Origin of the sequence: Aquabacter cavernae, from assembly GCF_003993795.1 — a bacterium.
GTDB lineage: Bacteria > Pseudomonadota > Alphaproteobacteria > Rhizobiales > Xanthobacteraceae > Aquabacter > Aquabacter cavernae.
The window spans coordinates 1-16,673 of record NZ_RWKV01000008.1 but is presented as its reverse complement, the minus strand read 5'-3'; the positions used below and the strand labels follow the sequence as shown (position 1 = coordinate 16,673).

The window sequence follows — 16,673 nt, the reverse complement described above, 5'->3', positions numbered from 1 at the left end:
GGCGCCGGGCGGGCGCGCCAGTTACCGGTCCCTGGCCGGAGCCCGGTGGCATGAAACCTGCCGTCGAGTTGCGTTCCAGGCCCGTTCCGGCCCATCCTGACGCCGCGCGCAAAGGGAATTCATGACGCAGACCGCCCTGCCGGGCTCCGACGCCCGGCATACCGCTTCGACCTTCGCCCGGCGCGGCACCCCGGATTTCGCCCGCGCGCACCGGCACAGCCGGTTCGTGCGTTTCGTGAAGCGGGCCCTGCCCGTGGCGCTGATCGTCGGACTGGTGGTGCTCATCGCCCTGCCCATCGCCCGCCAGCTCACGGCGGTGATGGAACTGCCGTTCGAGGTGGGGGCGCTGCACCTCTCCGGCACCCGGCTCACCATGGAAGTGCCCAAGCTCTCCGGCTTCACCGATGATGGGCGCGCCTATCGCGTGAACGCCTCCACCGCCTCCCAGGACCTCACCAATCCCGACGTGCTGGACCTGACGGACGTGGATGCGCGCATGGAGCTGGCCAACAAGAACTGGGCCACCGTGAAGTCGCCGGAAGGGTCTGTGGACACCAAGCGCCAGATCATCTGGCTGCGCAACGGCGTGGATCTGGGCAGCGGCTCGGGCTATGCGGGCCGCCTGAAGGATGCCGAGGTGGACACCAAGGCGGGCTCGCTCATCACGCAGAACCCCGTCATCCTCACCTATAAGGACGGAAAGCTGGTGGCCGACCGTATGACCGTGACCGATCGCGGCAACCGGGCCTTCTTCGAGGGCCATGTGCAGCTCGACTTCCGCATGACCGACCTGCCCGACCGGCAGAACGCCACCCCGCCGGCCGGCCAGCCCGCCACGCCTGCCGCAACGCCCGCACCCGCGCCCGCCAAGCCCACCGGAGCGAAACGATGAAGACGACGAAGCCCGCCGCCCTCGCGCTGGCGCTCCCGCTGCTGGTCGCCGCTTTGGCGGGCCCGGCCCTCGCCCAGCAGGCAGGCAACGTGCCCAACGCCCTCCAGGGCTTCGCCGCCAACCGTGACCAGCCGGTGCGCATCAATTCCAACACGCTGGAAGTGCGCGACAAGGACAAGGTGGCGGTGTTCGCGGGCAATGTGGTGGTGGTGCAGGGCGACACCACCATGCGCAGCCCGGAACTGGTGGTCTTCTATGAGGGCAATGCGGCGCCCATGGACAACCAGCCCCAGAGCACCAGCTCCATCAAGCGCCTGGAAGCCAAGGGCGGCGTCGTGGTCCAGACCAAGGAACAGACCGCCACAGGCGATGTCGGCATCTTCGAGATGAAGACCAACACGGTCACCATGACCGGCAAGCCCGTGGTGCTCACCCAGGGGCCGAACGTGGTGCGCGGCCAGAAGCTCACCGTGGATCTCATCACGGGCGTCTCCCGCATCGAGGGCGGGCGCGTGGAAAGCCTGATCGTCCCCGGCAGCGTGAAGCCGCCGGAAGGCACACCCCCGGCGCGCCGCTAAACCGCTGCCGCGGCAAGGCTTAAGATCCATCGCAGAGGGCAAAAGGGGCGAGGCGGATCGCCGCGCCGAGAATCTTTTTCACTCGGCCCGAATTTTGCATGTTGCAAAGATCGCGCAGTCAGGAAAAACTGACTGCGATTGAGGCTGATGCTGTGCTGGAAAATCCGGCACGGTGCCAGCCTTCGGAGCACGCCCCGACTTTATTGCACTGCACGCGGGTCGGTAAAGCGTTCTCTGTCCCGGAATGAGCCACTGGTTCCCCGGCGGGGGGATTCGCCCGGCGGACCAGGCTCCAGACCCAATCGCGGACAGGGACAGGCGCGCGGCATCGCGCCTCCCCTCTTCGCGCGACTGGAGGCGTTGCATTGAACGTCCTTGGCCTATTCGGTTCCCGTTCCCGGCCCCGCGCGGCCTCCTCCGGGGAGAGCGACGCGCCCGCATGGGATGGCGCGCCCGAGGAGGAAGTCCTGTTCGAGGACGAGGCCGGTGCCGATCTCGGCTATGGCGTGCCCCACGCGGTGCAGGAGGAAGTGGCGCTCGCCGCCTATGACCTCAAGAAGAGCTATGGCGGGCGCCAGGTGGTGCGCGGCGTGAGCGTGAACGTGCGGCGCGGCGAGGCCGTCGGCCTGCTGGGGCCGAACGGCGCGGGCAAGACCACGGTCTTCTACATGATCACCGGCCTCGTGAAGGCGGATGCCGGGCGGATCATGCTGGAGGGGCACGACGTGACCCCCATGCCCATGTACCAGCGCGCGCGCCTGGGCATCGGCTACCTGCCCCAGGAAGCCTCCATCTTCCGTGGCCTCTCCGTGGAGGACAACATCCTCGCCGTGCTGGAAGTCACCGAGCGCAGCCGCAAGAAGCGGCGCGAGGAGGTGGACGCGCTGCTGGAGGAGTTCAAGATCACCCATGTGCGCAAGTCGCCCTCCATCGCGCTCTCGGGCGGCGAGCGGCGGCGCGTGGAAATCGCCCGCGCCTTGGCGAGCCGCCCCTCCTTCATGCTGCTGGACGAGCCGTTCGCGGGCATCGATCCCATCGCGGTGGGCGACATCCAGGCGCTGGTGCGCCACCTGACCACCCGTGGCATCGGCGTGCTGATCACCGACCACAATGTGCGCGAGACGCTGGGCCTCATCGACCGCGCCTACATCATCCATACCGGCTCGGTGCTCATGGAAGGCGACCGGGACTCGGTGGTGAACAACGCCGACGTGCGCCGCCTCTATCTGGGCGAGGAATTCCGCCTATGAGGCACGCACCCGCCACTGACATGGGGGAGACCGGCTGATGGCCCTCGGCCCCCGCATGGAGTTCCGCCAGACCCAGTCCTTGGTGATGACGCCGCAGCTGATGCAAGCCATCAAGCTGCTGCAATTCTCCAACCTGGAGTTGGCTGCCTATGTGGAGGCCGAGCTTGAGCGCAACCCGCTGCTGGAGCGGGTGAGCGAGGAGCCGGACATCGAAATCCCCGGCGCGGCACGCGAGGAACCGCCCGCTCCGGTCACCGAGGAAGCCCGCCCGGGCGACTGGATGGAGGCGGGCGAGGACCAGAGCCGCGCCTCCATGGAAGCCCGCCTCGATACCGACCTCGGCAATGTCTTCCCGGACGATGCCCCCGTGGATCGCGGTTCAGGCCCGTCCTCGGGCTCGGGCACCCTCTCCGACTGGAGCGGCGGCGGCGAGCGGGGCGAGGACTATAACCCCGAAGCCTTCCTCGCCACCCAGACCACGCTGGCCGACCATCTGGAAGCCCAGCTGTCGGTGGCCGAGACCGATCCCGCCCGGCGCATCATCGGCCTCAATCTCATCGGCCTCATCGACGAGACTGGCTACTTCTCGGGCGATATCGCCCAGGTGGCGGACCTGCTCCAGGTGGAACTGGCCGAGGTGGAGAGCGTGCTGCGGCTGATCCAGACCTTCGAGCCCTCCGGGGTCGGGGCGCGCACGCTGGCCGAGTGCCTCGCCATCCAGCTGCGCGAGAAGGACCGCTGCGATCCCGCCATGCAGGCGCTGCTTGCCAATCTCGACCTGCTGGCGCGCCACGACCGCAACGCGCTGCGGCGGGTCTGCGGCGTGGACGCGGAAGACCTTGCGGACATGATCGGCGAGATCCGGCGGCTGGACCCCAAGCCCGGCCTCGTCTTCGGCTCCGGCGTGGTGCACCCGCTGGTGCCCGACGTGTTCGTGCGTCCCGCGCCCGAGGGCGGATGGCTGGTGGAGCTGAATTCCGACACGCTGCCCCGCGTTCTGGTGAACCAGACCTATCACGCGACGGTGGCGCGCACCGCCCGCTCAAGCTCCGACAAGAGCTTCCTGGCCGATTGCCTGCAAAGCGCGAGCTGGCTCACCCGCTCTTTGGACCAGCGCGCCCGCACCATCCTGAAAGTGGCCAGCGAGATCGTGCGCCAGCAGGAAGGCTTCCTCGATCACGGTGTCCGCCATTTGCGGCCCCTGAACCTGCGCACCGTGGCGGACGCCATCGGTATGCACGAATCCACGGTCTCGCGGGTGACCTCCAACAAATACATCTCCACCCCGCGCGGGGTGCTGGAGATGAAGTTCTTCTTCTCCTCCGCCATCGCGGCATCGGGCGGGGGCGAGGCCCATTCCGCGGAAGCGGTGCGCCACCGCATCAAGCTGTTGATCGACGCGGAAATTCCGGACGACATCCTGTCGGACGATACGCTGGTGCAGAAGTTGAAAGTCGATGGCATCGACATCGCCCGGCGCACGGTCGCGAAGTACCGGGAGAGCATGAACATCGCCTCCTCGGTCCAGCGGCGGCGCGAGAAGCAGGCCTTGCGGGCGGAATCGGCCGGGGCCTGAGACGCCTGCCCCCAAAAACCCGCTTTCAGGCCGGCGGCGTTCCGTTTTCCGCCAGAACCGCACCCGCCAGATAGAGCGAGCCGCAGATGAGCACGCGCGGCGGCGGGTCCAGGGGATAGGCGGTCAGGCCGTCCAGAGCCGCACCCACATCGCGCGCGACGGACGCCGACAGGCCCAGCGCTCCGGCGGCGGCGGCAAGCGCCTCCGGCGGCATGCCGGTTTCGCTTCCGGGCACAGGAACGGCGATCACCTCGCGGGCGAGGCCCACGAAATGGGAGAGGAAGCCGGAGGCATCCTTGGTGCCCAGCATGCCCGCCACGAGAACCAGCGGGCGCGCATAGCGCTCCTCCAGCTCGGCGAGCGCAGCGGCCACCACGGCCCCTCCCCCGGAATTGTGCCCCCCGTCGAGCCACACTTCGGCGCCCTCCGGCGCGCGGGCCACCAGGGCCCCGGACGGCAGGCGCTGCATGCGGGCGGGCCATTCGGCGCCCCTTATGCCCGCCTCCAGCGCGGGCGCGGGCACGCGGAAGCGGCGGGCGGCGCGCAGCGTCGCCACCGCCAGCCCGGCATTGCCGATCTGGTGCGCGCCCACGAGGCGCGGCCGCGGCAGGTCCAGCAGCCCGTCCTCGTCTGAATAGACCAGCCGCCCGGCCTCCTCATGCACATGCCAATGCTGGCCGCAGGCAAACAGCGGCGCGCGGGCGCGCGCAGCCGCCCGCTCGATCACCGCCAGGGCCTGGGGAGGTTGCTCGGCCACCACCACGGGGGCGAACCGCTTGATGATGCCCGCCTTCTCGCCCGCAATCGCGGCCAGCGTGGACCCGAGAAAGTCCACATGGTCGATGGAAACGGGGGTGATGACGCTGGCGGCGGGCGCCTCCACCACATTGGTGGCATCGAGCCGCCCGCCCAGCCCCACTTCCAGCAGCAGCACGTCCGCGGGCGTCTCGGCGAACAGCAGGAAGGCGGCGGCGGTGGTGATCTCGAACAGCGTGATGGGCGCGCCGTCATTGGCGGCCGAGGCCCGCTCCAGCGCCGCCATGAGGGCATCGTCGTCCGCGAGGCGCCCCGCAAGGCGCACCCGCTCGTTGAAGCGCACCAGGTGGGGCGAGGTATAGACATGCACCCGCAGCCCCGCCGCCTCCAGCATGGCGCGCAGGAAGGCGATGGTGGAGCCCTTCCCGTTGGTGCCCGCCACATGAATCACGGGCGGCAGGCGCGCTTCGGGATGGCCGAGCGCCGCCAGAAGGCGGTGCACCCGGTCCAGCGACAGGTCGATGCGCTTGGGGTGAAGCGCCGAAAGCCGGTCCAGAATGGCGTCCGGCCCGGCTGTCGGAGATGATGTGGCCATGGGGGCCCTAGGGGTGCAAGCGGGCGGTCACGCCGTCGCCGGGCGCGGCAGGCGCGCCTTGGGCGGCACGGCGGGCGCCTTCACCAGCATGCGGCAGAGGCGGCCCAGCGTCTCGCGCATCTGGTGGCGGTGGACCACCATGTCGATCATGCCGTGCTCGCGCAGATATTCGGCGCGCTGGAAGCCGTCAGGCAGCTTCTCGCGGATGGTCTGCTCGATGACCCGCGGCCCGGCAAAGCCGATGAGCGCGCCCGGCTCGGAGATCTGCACGTCGCCGAGCATGGCATAGGAGGCGGTGACGCCGCCGGTGGTGGGGTTGGTGAGCACCACGATATAGGGCTTGCGCGCCTCGCGCAGTTCCTGGATGGCCACGGTGGTGCGCGGCATCTGCATGAGGGACAGGATGCCCTCCTGCATGCGCGCGCCGCCCGAGGCGGCGAAGATGATGAAGGGCGTGCCCTTGGCGGCGGCGGTCTGGAGGCCGGTCACCACCGCCTCGCCCGCGGCCATCCCCAGGGAGCCGCCCATGAAGGAGAAGTCCTGCACGGCGATGGTGACGGGCAGGCCCTCCAACAGGCCCGTGCCCACCTTCACCGCGTCCTGCATGCCGGTCTTGGCGCGGGCATCCTTCAGGCGGTCGGCATAGCGGCGCTCGTCGCGGAACTTCAGCGGGTCGGTGGCGACGTCGGGAAGGCTCACCTCTTCATAGGCGGCATCGTCGAACGTCGCCTTCAGGCGCGCCGCCGCGCCCATGCGCATGTGATAGCCCGAGCCCGGAATAACGAAGAGATTGGCCTCCAGGTCCTTGTGGAAGACCATCTGCCCGGTTTCCGGGCACTTCACCCACAAATTCTCCGGCACCTCGCGGCGGGCGAGGAAGTCACGGATTTTCGGGCGGACAACGTTGGAGATCCAGTTCAACGGGCAACTCCTGAAGGTCGGCGGCGACCTCGGCCCTGCGGGGCGGGAGGCACGTCCTCCGCTCCCGGTAGGGCAGCGCCCCCTATGTAGCGGCAGGCGCGCCGCGACGGAAGCCTCTTCGCTGCGGCGCAAATGCGGCGGCGGCAAGGCCCCGGCCGCCCGCACCGCATCCTCAGCCCTGCCCGGGAACCTTGGTCGCGGCCGGCTTGGGCAGCCGTTCAAGCACACTGGAGAGCGCGCGCACATAGTCCAGCACCAGGCCCGGGGTCCAGGCCATGGTGGTGGCCCGGTGCCGCAACATGCCCGCCGCCCAGAATTCCGGGCTCAGGATGAGGCCCATCACGAAGCCGGTGGAGACCACAGGGGCGAACACCCCTTCCAGGCCCGCATCCAGCGCCTTCACCACGGCGCTGGAGCAATTGCGGTTGGTGAGGTTGTAGGTGGTATCGCGCCGGTACTCGCCCCAGAAGGCGCGCAAAGCGGCGGCGTCGATGCCGTGAATGGGAACCTGGTAGCTGGAGGGGCACCAGTCCGCGCTTTCCTCGGCATAATTGGGCTGGAACACGCCCGCCACGTCATTGTCCGGCGTCGCGCGCAGCAGGCGGGCGAAGTCGGTGGCGGACTGCTCGATCTCCTGCGCCGGATAGTGGCTGATATAGAGGCCGGGCGGCAGTTCCAGGGCGGAATGGCCGGTGGAGATATGCCCTTCCGCATCGGTGGCGGCGATATAGCGCTCGATGCCGTGATGCAGGCGCGGGATGGCGCCGGTGGGCGTCCACACATGGACCATGGCCGTCTCGCGCCGTGCGTGCGAGGGCTCCATCGCCTCTTCCGGCCCCTCCATCAGCTCCGCCGTGGTGGGCATTTGCGGCCAGCCCGTGGAGAGGATGGAGGAGAGGGTCGTATCAGCCGGCATATAGCGCAGCCGCATGGCGAGCCCCAGGAGCCCGGCGGCCGACACCATGAGCAGGAGGCCCACGTCGGAGCCCACTTCCGCGCGGTAATTGCTGGGCCAGGGCGAGAGCGACCACAGGCCCATCAGCAGTTCGAAGACGCCCTTCGCGAAGGAGGGCGGCCAGCCGGGAAAGCGAACAACCACGGCACTTCCGGCGCGCCAGAAGCCGTCCAGGCTCAGGAACGTGCCCACCAGCATGGCCACCGCGAAGGCGCTGTGATGGGGCACGACGATGAGCAGCGTCGCCACCGCCAGAAAGACCCCCCCCTTCACCGCCCGCAGCATGCGCGAGCGCCGGGAGAGGAAGATGGTGGCCAGCGATATGACCCCGTCAATGATCAATGGGGCCGCGAAATAGGCAACGGGGATGCGGATTTCCTCGATGAAGGCATCGGCGAAGAACAGGGCGCCGATCACCATCCACACGAAGCCTGCGCAGCCGATAACCCACCAGCGGCGGCGAATAAGGTTGCCGCCCAGAAGAAGAAGAAGAAGCTGAACCATTCTGCCTCAGAAACTTGTGCTCGCTGACCATTGAGCATGGCGTACACCGGGCAGCCGACGCAATTCTTGCGCCACCCGGTCGAGATCCTGCCCCTTGGCCGTGCTGCTCACCAAGGTCGCCACCACCTCGGACAATTCATCCGGGCGCTCCATGACGGTGACCCTGCCCACCGGGTACTTCGCGGCCTTGAGCTTGCTTGTCAGCGCGTCGCGGGCGGCGTCCACATAATCGTCCTCGACCCCGACGCGCACCTGGTATTCCGCCTCCGCGAGACCGTCGTCGAGGGGGATGCGGTTGATGAAATTCACCAATGGCCTCAACAGCGTATTCACCGCGAGGATGAAGAAGGCGATCATGGCGGCTTCCGCCACGCGGTCCACGCCCGCGCACGCGCCAACGGCCGCGGAGGACCAGAGGGTGGCGGCCGTGTTGAGGCCGCGCACATTGGCGCCCTCCTTCATGATGACGCCGGCGCCCAGGAAGCCGATGCCCGACACCACATAGGAGATGATGCGCACCGCGCCCTCATGCTCCCACAGGCGCATGCCGATATCCACGAAGGCGGAGGCGCCCACGCACACCAGGACCACGGTGCGCAGTCCCGCGCTGCGCTGGCGCAGCTGACGCTCGGCGCCGATGGCCGTGCCGAGGACGAAGGCGACGGCGAGGCTCACGAAGCTGTCGATGAAAGAGGTCAGATCAAAGCTCTCGATGAACTGCATGGCTTTGTCCGGCCTCCGGCTGTCTCGTCGCTTCTCTCGGTAACGGCTGGGACCCGGCGGTTCAAGGCCGCCGGGCCGGAACAGGCAGAATTGGGCTCCGTGTTACCCGAGCATGCGGTGAAGTTCTGACGTGATACCGGTCAGTTCACCTGAATTTTCGCCTCGCGGATGACCGGCGCCCAGCGGGCGAGGTCGGCGTCGATGCGGGCACGGAACTGGGCCGCGTCACCCGGAATGGGCTCCATGAGCTGGGCCGCCAGCTTCTCGCGCACGCCCGGCTGGGAGAGCGCATCGGCCACCGCCGCCCGCAGCTTCGCCACGATGGGCTCGGGGGTGCCGGCGGGGGCGATGAGGCCGTTCCAGGCTTCCGCCTCCACGTCGATGCCCTGCTCCTTCAGGGTGGGCACGTCCGGCAGGAAGGGGGTGCGCTTGGCGGTGGAGACCGCCAGGATCTTCACCGGCTTGGTGCCCACCAGCGGCGTGATGGAAATGGCGGGCAGGCAGGCCATCTGCGCGTCGTTCTGGATCAGCGCCGTCACCGCCGCGGGGGAGGACTGGTAGGGAATGTGGGTGATCTCGGTGCCGCTGGCGAGCCGGATCGCCTCCATGGCCAGCTGGGAGAGCGAGCCGTTGCCGATGGAGGCGTAATTATACTTGCCGGGATTCTTCTTCAGCAGCGCGATCAGCTCGGCCACCGTATTCACCTCCAGCACGGTGTTCACCGCCAGCGCACTCGGCTGGGTCACCAGGAGGCTCACATAGGCGAAGTCCTTCGCAGGGTCGTAAGGCAAATTGCCGAACAGAAGGGCATTGATGCCCAGCGGGCCGCCGATGGAGACGCCGATCGTGTAGCCGTCCGGCTCGGCCTTGGCGACCGCGTCCGTCCCGCGATTGCCGCCCGCACCGGCCTTGTTCTCGATGACGAAGGCCTGCCCGAAGGTCTTCTGGAAATGATCCGCCATCAGGCGGGCGATGAAGTCGGGCGTCGAGCCCGGCCCGAAGGGCACCACGATCTTGACCGCATGGCGCATGGGCCAGTCCTGCGCGGCGGCGGGCAAGGCCAGGGGCAAAGCAAGGACGAAGCCGAGAGCGAGGATTGGCGCGCGCAGCAGCGCGCGGATGAGGCGCTTCATGGTCCCTCCCATATCGTTCAGCGGCCCCATGCGGGGTCCGCCATGTGAAGCGACATGCCTATCGACCCATGCGCAGCCTCTGGCAAGCCCCGCCCGTCAAGAAGCGCCGAGCCTGGAGCCGATCACTATTCCCACCCCTAAACCCCAATCATCCACGTCATGGCCGGGCGTGTCCCGGCCATCCACGGGGCTCCGCCGAGGGCAGAGTTTCGGCAGGGAGGAGACGTGTTGACCAAAACATGCCGGCGGTAGACTTGGGGAAAGCCGTGGATACCCGGGACAAGCCCGGGCATGACAGCTGGAGAAGCGTTACAATCATTGGCTTTGCGGTGGCCGATCCGCCCTAAAGCCCCGTCAGGGGAACCTTCAGGAAGCGGCGGCCTTCCGCGTCCGGCTCCGGCAGGGCGCCGGCCTTCATGTTCACCTGGAGCGAGGGCAGGATGAGGCGGGGCATGGCGAGGGAGGCGTCGCGCCGGGTGCGCATCTCCACGAAGGCGTCCTCGTCCATGCCGTCGCGCACATGGATGTTGTGGGCGCGCTGCTCGGCCACCGTGGTCTCGTTGTGGATCTCCCGCCCGTTCGGCCCGTAGTCGTGGCACATGAACAGCCGCGTCTGCGGCGGCAGATCCAGGATGCGCCTGATGGACCGATAGAGCTGGCGGGCATCGCCGCCGGGAAAGTCCGCCCGCGCGGTGCCGCCGTCCGGCATGAAGAGGGTGTCGCCCACGAAGGCCGCATCGCCGATGAGATAGGTGAGGCAGGCGGGCGTATGGCCCGGCGTGTGCAGCACGCGCACCTCAAGGCCGCCAATGGCGAACAGATCCCCATCCTCGAACAGGCGGTCGAATTGCGAGCCGTCCCGGCGGAACTGGGTGCCCTCATTGAACACCTTGCCGAAGGTCTCCTGGACAATGCGCACGCCCGAACCGATGGCGATGCGCCCGCCCAGCTTCTGCTGGAGATACGGCGCGGCCGACAGATGGTCGGCATGCACATGGGTTTCCAGCAGCCACTCCACCTCCAGGCCGTGGGCCTGCACATGGGCGATGAGGCGATCGGCGGCCGCATAGGAGAAGGCGCCGGCCGCGTAATCGAGATCCAGCACACTGTCGATGACGGCGCACACCCGGCTCGCGGGATCGCGCACCACATATGAGAAGGTGTTGGTATCGGGATCGAAGAAGGACGTGACGTCGGGCGCTTCCATCAGGCTTGCCTCCTCACCCAGCATTTCCCAACCCTGCGCTTATCATGCCGCCAGCCGGGCGGCGGGCGCGCCGTCCAGCCACTGCTCCATGACCAGCGCCTCCCCATCCTCGCGGATGATACGCCATTCCCCGCCCGGCCGAACCGCCCCCTCGATGAGGACAGGCAGGCAGCGCGTCTTCAGGCGGATCACCGGCGCGCGATGCGCGTAGGGCGCGGGCGCCGCGCCGAGGAGCGCATGGGCGATGGCCTTCGCCTGCCCCGCCACCGGCTCGATGAAGCGGCAGGGCGCGCCGTCGAGGCTGACGCAATCGCCCAGCGCATAAATGTCCGGCGCGCTGGTGCGCAGCGTCTGCGTATCAGCCACGATGCCCCGGTCGCAGGCCAGCCCCGCCGCGCGGGCCAAGCGCAGGTCCGTGGCAAGGCCGATGGCCGAAACCACATGGTCGGCGTCGAAATCCCCCGCATCGGTGGAAAGGCGCAGCCTCTCCCCGCTCCGCGCGAGGCCCGTGACGCCCACCCCGCCAAGGAACCGCACGCCCGCACCCGACAGGGCAGCTTCGAGGCGGCGAGCGGCCACCTCCGGCAGAAGCCCGGCCAAAGGCAGCGGCGCCTTGTCCAGCAATGTCACATGATGCCCCGCGCGGGCGAGGTCATCGGCCAGCTCGCAGCCCACCATGCCCGCGCCGACGATGGCCACCCGGCTTTCCGGGGCCAAGGCCGCATTGAGGGCGCTCCAGACTGTGAGCGAATTGATGCGCCAGCACAGGTCCGGCTTCAGCACACCCGGCAGAACGGGCATCGCGCCCTGGGCGAGGACGAGGCCGGTATAAGGCACAGTGCCGCGCGTGGTGCGCAGGCGCCGCCGCTTCGCATCGAGCCCCATGGCGAAGGTCTCGGCCATCAGGCGCACGCCGAGGCGCGCCGCCTTCTGCGCGCCGGTCTCGCGCACCAGCCGCTCCGGCGTGAGCCCCCGGCTCAGCGCCACCGACAATTCGGGCTTGTGATAGGCATCGCCCCGGCAGGATGTGACGAGGGTGACGGGAACGGCGGCATCCAGCGCGCGCACGGCTTCCGCGACGCTCCAGCCGGCAATGCCCGCCCCCACGATGACGATGCCCGCATGGCGCGGACGGGAGGAGACGGGCGTGGGCGCCGCCATCTCCAGGCGGCGGGGACCGGCATAGGGCTCGAAATCCGCCTTGGTGACACCGCAGACCGGGCATTCCCAATCCTCCGGAATCTCCGCGAAGCGCGTGCCCGGCGGCAGGCCGCCATCCGGGTCGCCCTCCCCTTCGTCATAGATGAGGCCGCAGGCCCGGCAGAGATATTGGCGCCAGGGGCCGAGGCCGTCCGTGGGTTCGGGGAAGGCGGCGGTTTCGGAAATGGCGGTCATGCCGCGCCTCCCGCAGCGGGCTGAACCTCGCGGGAGAGCCGCGCCATTTCCCAGCGCAGATGCTTGATGGCGGGGGTGACGATGGCCACGAAATGGGCCTCGCGGATGCGCCGCTGGGGACCGGCGGAGGCGAGATAACCTCGCGCGCCCTGGTGCAGCAGCGCCGCCTGGGTGGTGCGCAGCGCGAATTCCGCGCCCTGGGCGCGGGCGTCCAGCACGTTCAGCAGATAATCCTTCGCGGTCTCATAGGGCGTCTGCGCCAAGGCGAGGATGGCGGTGCGCATCTCGTCCAGTTCCTCCTCCAGCGCGTCCGGCTGGTCGTCGAGAAACTGGTTCACATGGCCGAGCGGACCTTCCACCTCGCGCATGGAGGCGATGGCGCCCGCCGATACGCCCAGCGCCATGCCGGTCTGCAGCAGGATGAAGGCCGCCTTGATGCGGCCGATGAAGGGCCGGGCCGGATCGGCGATGAGGTCCGCCTCGGGCACGAAATAATCGTCCAGCCGGATGCCGAAGGTGCTGGTGCCTTCCATACCGGAGAAAGTGGGACAGGTGCGCAGGTCCGCCCGGTCATCACAGCGCAGGAGGAACATGATCTCGTGCGAGACCGCGCCATCCGCCCCTTCCACGCCGGCGATGGCCCCGCAATATTGGCCCCGGCCGATATGGCTGACCCAGGGCAGATTGCCCCGCACCACATAGCCGCCCGCCACCTTGCGCGCCCGGAACAGCAGCGGCTCGATGCCCGAAAACGCCTTCATGGGATTGGACAGCGCCGTGCCGCCGAAGGTGCGCCCGGCCGCATGGTCCTCCAGCATGGCGCCCATGAGGGCGGGATTGCCGGACTGCTCCATATAGAGCCCGCACACATCATGGGCCCACATGAGAAAGCCCGTGGCGCCGCAGGCGCGGCTCGCGCGCTCCATGGTGGAGATGGCGAGGCCGAAGCGCCCGCCATTGCGATCGAGATGGGCGCCGAGCGCGCCCGCCGCGCCCAGTTCCGCCATGAGCGGCAAGGGATATTCGCCATGGTCGATGCGCGCGGCGGCGGCGGCCAAAGGCCCATCCGCGACGCGCGCGGTCGCCGCCAGGATCGCGGCATCCGCTATGGCCGGCGGCGGGGCATCTGCCCTGAGGGCGGCGGTCTGGACCATGGCACTCTCTCCTTCGGATCGGCGGGCGGGCAGCGCGTCTTCAACTTCTGCGGAGGGAGGCCCGCGAGCGGGGCTCACGGGCCAAAGGGTGGATCGACATTCAGGCGGCCTGGACGGCTCTTTTGAGAGAGCATCGTCATGGCCGGGCTTGTCCCGGCCATCCACGGGGCTCCGCCGGGTGGCACTCAACGGTTGGCCGTGGATGCCCGGGACAAGCCCGGGCATGACGGGTATTGAGAGCCTCGAACCCATCCATCGACCTGAATGTCGGTCAGCACTCCAGGCTCAATCGGCGAGCGCGATCTGGAAGGGGATGGGATTGCGCATGGTGTTGGCCACCGGCGAGAAGTAATTGGCCTGCTGGACGATCTCATCCAGCTCCGCGCGGGTGGCGTCGCCTTCGATGGTCACGAACACGCGGATGGCCTGGAAGCCCATATCCTCGGGCTTCTTCTGCGCGCCGCCGGCACCCCAGGCGGCGGGATTGCCGATATCGCCCTCAAGGCGCAGCTCAAGACGAGACAGGCGCACCTGCTTGAAGGTGGCGACCGCCGTGATGCCCACGGCGAGGCAGCCGCCCAGCGCGGCCAGGACGATCTCACCCGGCGCGGGGGCGGTGTTCTCGCCGAACAGATGCAGGGGCTCGTCCACCACCACCGGGGTGTGGTCGCCCACATAAGAGAGGGTGCGATACTGGCCTTCGCAGACGGTCTTCACCACGTTGGTGCCACGGGAGCCGGGATTGTTGCGGCCCTTCTCGGCGAACGCCATCAGGCCGTCCCGGTCGATGGGGCGCAGATAGGTGGTCACGGTGGTTTCTGCGACAGGTGCGGTCTCGACAGGTGCGGTCATCGGGGCTTTCCTCGGTGAGTTGGGCGGCGAGCGCCCTCACACCCCGTTTCGCAAGCCCTGTGCCAAACCGCGCGGGCGCGCTGAACCCCTGAGAATCCTTAGGTTTTCATGGGAAGGAGAAGATGGCGCCCAGCGCCTTTGCCAACAATGTCGACATTGTCGATAATGGCTTTCAGGGTCTAGATCTCGCCCGTCTCATCCATCTCGATCTTGCGCCAGCGATAGGCGAACTGCCGCTCGGTGAGACCGAGAATCTGCGCGGCGCGGGACTTGTTGCCGCCGGCCCGTGCGAGAGCCTCCGCCAGATCCTGCGCCCGGTGGGAATTGGCGCGCAGATAGGGCCGATAGGCGGGATCGGAGGCGGCGCGCGGCATGGACGCTGGCGCGATCTCCCTGCCTCCAAGCTCCCTGCCTCCAAGCTCCGCCAGCGCCGCGGCCACGTCCGCCACGCCCAGCACGGGCTTCGGCGCCAGCAGGACGAGGCGCTCGATGAAATTGGAAAGCTGGCGCACATTGCCCGGCCAGGGCAGACCCGCCAGATGGCGCACGGCGGCGTCCGTCAGGTTCACGTTGCGCGCATTCTCCTGGTTGGTCCGGGCCAGGACATGCATGACGAGGTCGGGAATATCCTCGCGCCGCTCCGACAAAGCGGGCAAGTGGATGGGAATGACGTTCAGCCGGTAGAACAGGTCCTCCCGGAACACACCGCGCGCCACGTCGGCGCCCAGGTCCCGGTTGGTGGCGGCGACGAGGCGGGTATCCACCTTGATCTCGCGCGTGCCGCCAAGCCGCACCACCACGCTTTCCTGCAGCACGCGCAACAGCTTGGCCTGGAGCGGCGCGGGGAGTTCCCCCACCTCGTCCAGGAAGATGGTGCCCTGGTGGGCTTGCTCGAACCAGCCGGGCCGGGACGCGACCGCGCCGGTAAAGGCACCGCGCTCATGGCCGAACAGCTCCGACTCGAACAGGCTTTCGGGGATGGCCGCGCAATTGACCTTGATGAAGGGCTTGTTCCGGCGCGGGCCGGCCAGATGCAAAGCGCGGGCGAACAATTCCTTGCCGCTGCCCGATTCCCCCAGCAGCAGGACGCTGGCCTGGGCTGCCGACACCTGCTCGATCTGGGCGATGGCCTTCAGCAGTGCGGGCGAAGAGCCGATGATGCCATAGCGCACCCGGTCCGCGCTCAGGGCCCGCGCCAGCATTTCGTTGCGCGCTTCCAACGCCCGCGTCTTCTCGCCCACCCGCTCATTCAGCGTCAGGAGCTGGCCGATCATGGTGACCATGATGCGCAGCATGGCAAGATCATCCGCCAGCGGCCGCTCGCGGTGCCGGATGCGATGACAGGCGAGCGCGCCCACGGTGCGGTGGCCGACACGGATGGGCAGGACCAGAAAAGCCACCACGCCCGGCGGCAGGCGCGTACGCTCCACGGCCCGCCCGAGGAAGAGCGGCTCCTTGTCGATATCCTGGACGATGACCAGGTGCCCGTCCTCGATCACCCGCCCGGTGATCCCCTCCCCCGGCGCATACCGCCCGCGATCCATCTCCGCGCGGGTGAGACCATAGGCATAGGCGATGCGATATCCGTCGCCATCGGGATCCTTCAGGACGATGCGACCGCGATTGAGGCCCAGCAGTTCGGACAGGAGATGCAGCATCTCGCGCAGCACGCCTTCCATCTCCAGCCCCTTGCCGATGAGACGGGTGACTTCCTGGATGAGGAACATTTCCTGCGTGCGCCAGAATCCGCTCGTGGCGCGCAACGGCTCGCCGGGACCGAAAGCCCCCTGCCCCGAACTCTCTTGTGCCGAGACCTCTTGCTCCGGAACGGCTTGGCCCGAACCTCCCGAGGGGGCTTCGGCGCCGTCCCTGGTTTCGCTCCCGCCCATGTCCCACCGCCTCCGCGCCGATGGAACAGTCATACCGCATGGGCCGCCCGGCCGTCGCGTTTGTTCGCTCGCGTGCCGGCCGCCCCGCCCCCGTTTCCACCCTCCAGAACGCACAAAACCCCCACTGCATTTCTGCGATGGGGGTTTTGTGTTGTGTGTCTCGTGATGAGGGCAATCCCTTACGTCATGTCCTTTGCAGGCCTGGCAGCGACCTACTCTCCCGCGTCTTGAGACGAAGTACCATTGGCGCAGTGGAGTTTAACGGCCGAGTTCGGGATGGGATCGGGTTCAGG

At 68.3% G+C, this 16,673-nt stretch carries 14 protein-coding genes and 1 rRNA gene; 4 read left to right on the top strand and 11 right to left on the bottom strand.

Annotation, left to right across the window (positions count from 1 at the left end; genetic code table 11):
* Nucleotides 1-121 precede the first annotated feature (121 nt).
* From EJJ38_RS04925 to rpoN, 4 genes are all read left to right on the top strand, one after another.
* Complete coding sequence (locus EJJ38_RS04925) at nt 122-892, top strand: hypothetical protein (RefSeq protein ID WP_127089020.1); 771 nt, start codon at nt 122-124, stop codon at nt 890-892.
* Complete coding sequence (locus EJJ38_RS04920; RefSeq protein WP_127089019.1) at nt 889-1,470, top strand: LptA/OstA family protein; 582 nt, start codon at nt 889-891, stop codon at nt 1,468-1,470. The genes EJJ38_RS04925 and EJJ38_RS04920 overlap by 4 nt, the downstream gene beginning before the upstream one ends.
* 365 nt (nt 1,471-1,835) lie before the next feature.
* A complete protein-coding gene (gene lptB, locus EJJ38_RS04915; protein ID WP_127089018.1) occupies nt 1,836-2,720 on the top strand; it encodes an LPS export ABC transporter ATP-binding protein in 885 nt (294 codons plus the stop codon).
* A gap of 37 nt (nt 2,721-2,757) precedes the next feature.
* Nucleotides 2,758-4,296 carry an RNA polymerase factor sigma-54 gene (rpoN, locus tag EJJ38_RS04910; RefSeq protein WP_127089017.1) on the top strand — a complete coding sequence of 513 codons (1,539 nt, stop codon included), beginning with the start codon at nt 2,758-2,760 and terminating at the stop codon, nt 4,294-4,296.
* Between the two features lie 25 nt (nt 4,297-4,321).
* On the opposite strand, the gene EJJ38_RS04905 is transcribed toward rpoN, so the two are convergent.
* From EJJ38_RS04905 to rrf, 11 genes are all read right to left on the bottom strand, one after another.
* Entirely contained in the window at nt 4,322-5,647 is a 1,326-nt protein-coding gene (locus tag EJJ38_RS04905) for a bifunctional folylpolyglutamate synthase/dihydrofolate synthase (protein ID WP_127089016.1), read from the bottom strand.
* Nucleotides 5,648-5,674: 27 nt separating this feature from the next.
* Nucleotides 5,675-6,568 (bottom strand): acetyl-CoA carboxylase, carboxyltransferase subunit beta, encoded by an 894-nt coding sequence (accD, locus tag EJJ38_RS04900; RefSeq protein WP_127089015.1) that lies wholly within the window; start codon nt 6,566-6,568, stop codon nt 5,675-5,677.
* Nucleotides 6,569-6,740: 172 nt separating this feature from the next.
* Nucleotides 6,741-8,027, bottom strand: coding sequence for an HdeD family acid-resistance protein (locus EJJ38_RS04895; protein WP_127089014.1), 1,287 nt, complete (start codon nt 8,025-8,027; stop codon nt 6,741-6,743).
* Nucleotides 8,028-8,033: 6 nt separating this feature from the next.
* On the bottom strand, nt 8,034-8,750 hold the full coding sequence (locus EJJ38_RS04890; RefSeq protein ID WP_127089013.1) for an MgtC/SapB family protein: 717 nt from the start codon (nt 8,748-8,750) through the stop codon (nt 8,034-8,036).
* 140 nt (nt 8,751-8,890) lie between these two features.
* Nucleotides 8,891-9,883, bottom strand: coding sequence for a Bug family tripartite tricarboxylate transporter substrate binding protein (locus EJJ38_RS04885; protein ID WP_164738413.1), 993 nt, complete (start codon nt 9,881-9,883; stop codon nt 8,891-8,893).
* A 343-nt stretch (nt 9,884-10,226) separates the two neighbouring features.
* Entirely contained in the window at nt 10,227-11,090 is an 864-nt protein-coding gene (locus tag EJJ38_RS04880) for an MBL fold metallo-hydrolase (protein WP_245454115.1), read from the bottom strand.
* A gap of 42 nt (nt 11,091-11,132) precedes the next feature.
* Nucleotides 11,133-12,485: an FAD-dependent oxidoreductase gene (locus EJJ38_RS04875; RefSeq protein ID WP_127089010.1), complete on the bottom strand. Its 1,353-nt coding sequence runs from the start codon at nt 12,483-12,485 to the stop codon at nt 11,133-11,135.
* The gene (locus EJJ38_RS04870) at nt 12,482-13,639 is read right to left on the bottom strand and encodes an acyl-CoA dehydrogenase family protein (RefSeq protein ID WP_127089009.1); all 1,158 of its coding nucleotides are present in this window, start codon (nt 13,637-13,639) and stop codon (nt 12,482-12,484) included. Before EJJ38_RS04870 ends, EJJ38_RS04875 begins: the two co-directional genes overlap by 4 nt.
* A gap of 285 nt (nt 13,640-13,924) precedes the next feature.
* Nucleotides 13,925-14,491, bottom strand: a complete 567-nt coding sequence (locus EJJ38_RS04865; protein ID WP_127089008.1) for an OsmC family protein — start codon at nt 14,489-14,491, stop codon at nt 13,925-13,927.
* A 179-nt stretch (nt 14,492-14,670) separates the two neighbouring features.
* Complete coding sequence (locus EJJ38_RS04860) at nt 14,671-16,218, bottom strand: sigma 54-interacting transcriptional regulator (RefSeq protein ID WP_245454198.1); 1,548 nt, start codon at nt 16,216-16,218, stop codon at nt 14,671-14,673.
* Between the two features lie 361 nt (nt 16,219-16,579).
* Nucleotides 16,580-16,673 (bottom strand): 5S ribosomal RNA (gene rrf, locus EJJ38_RS04855); the annotation flags it as partial.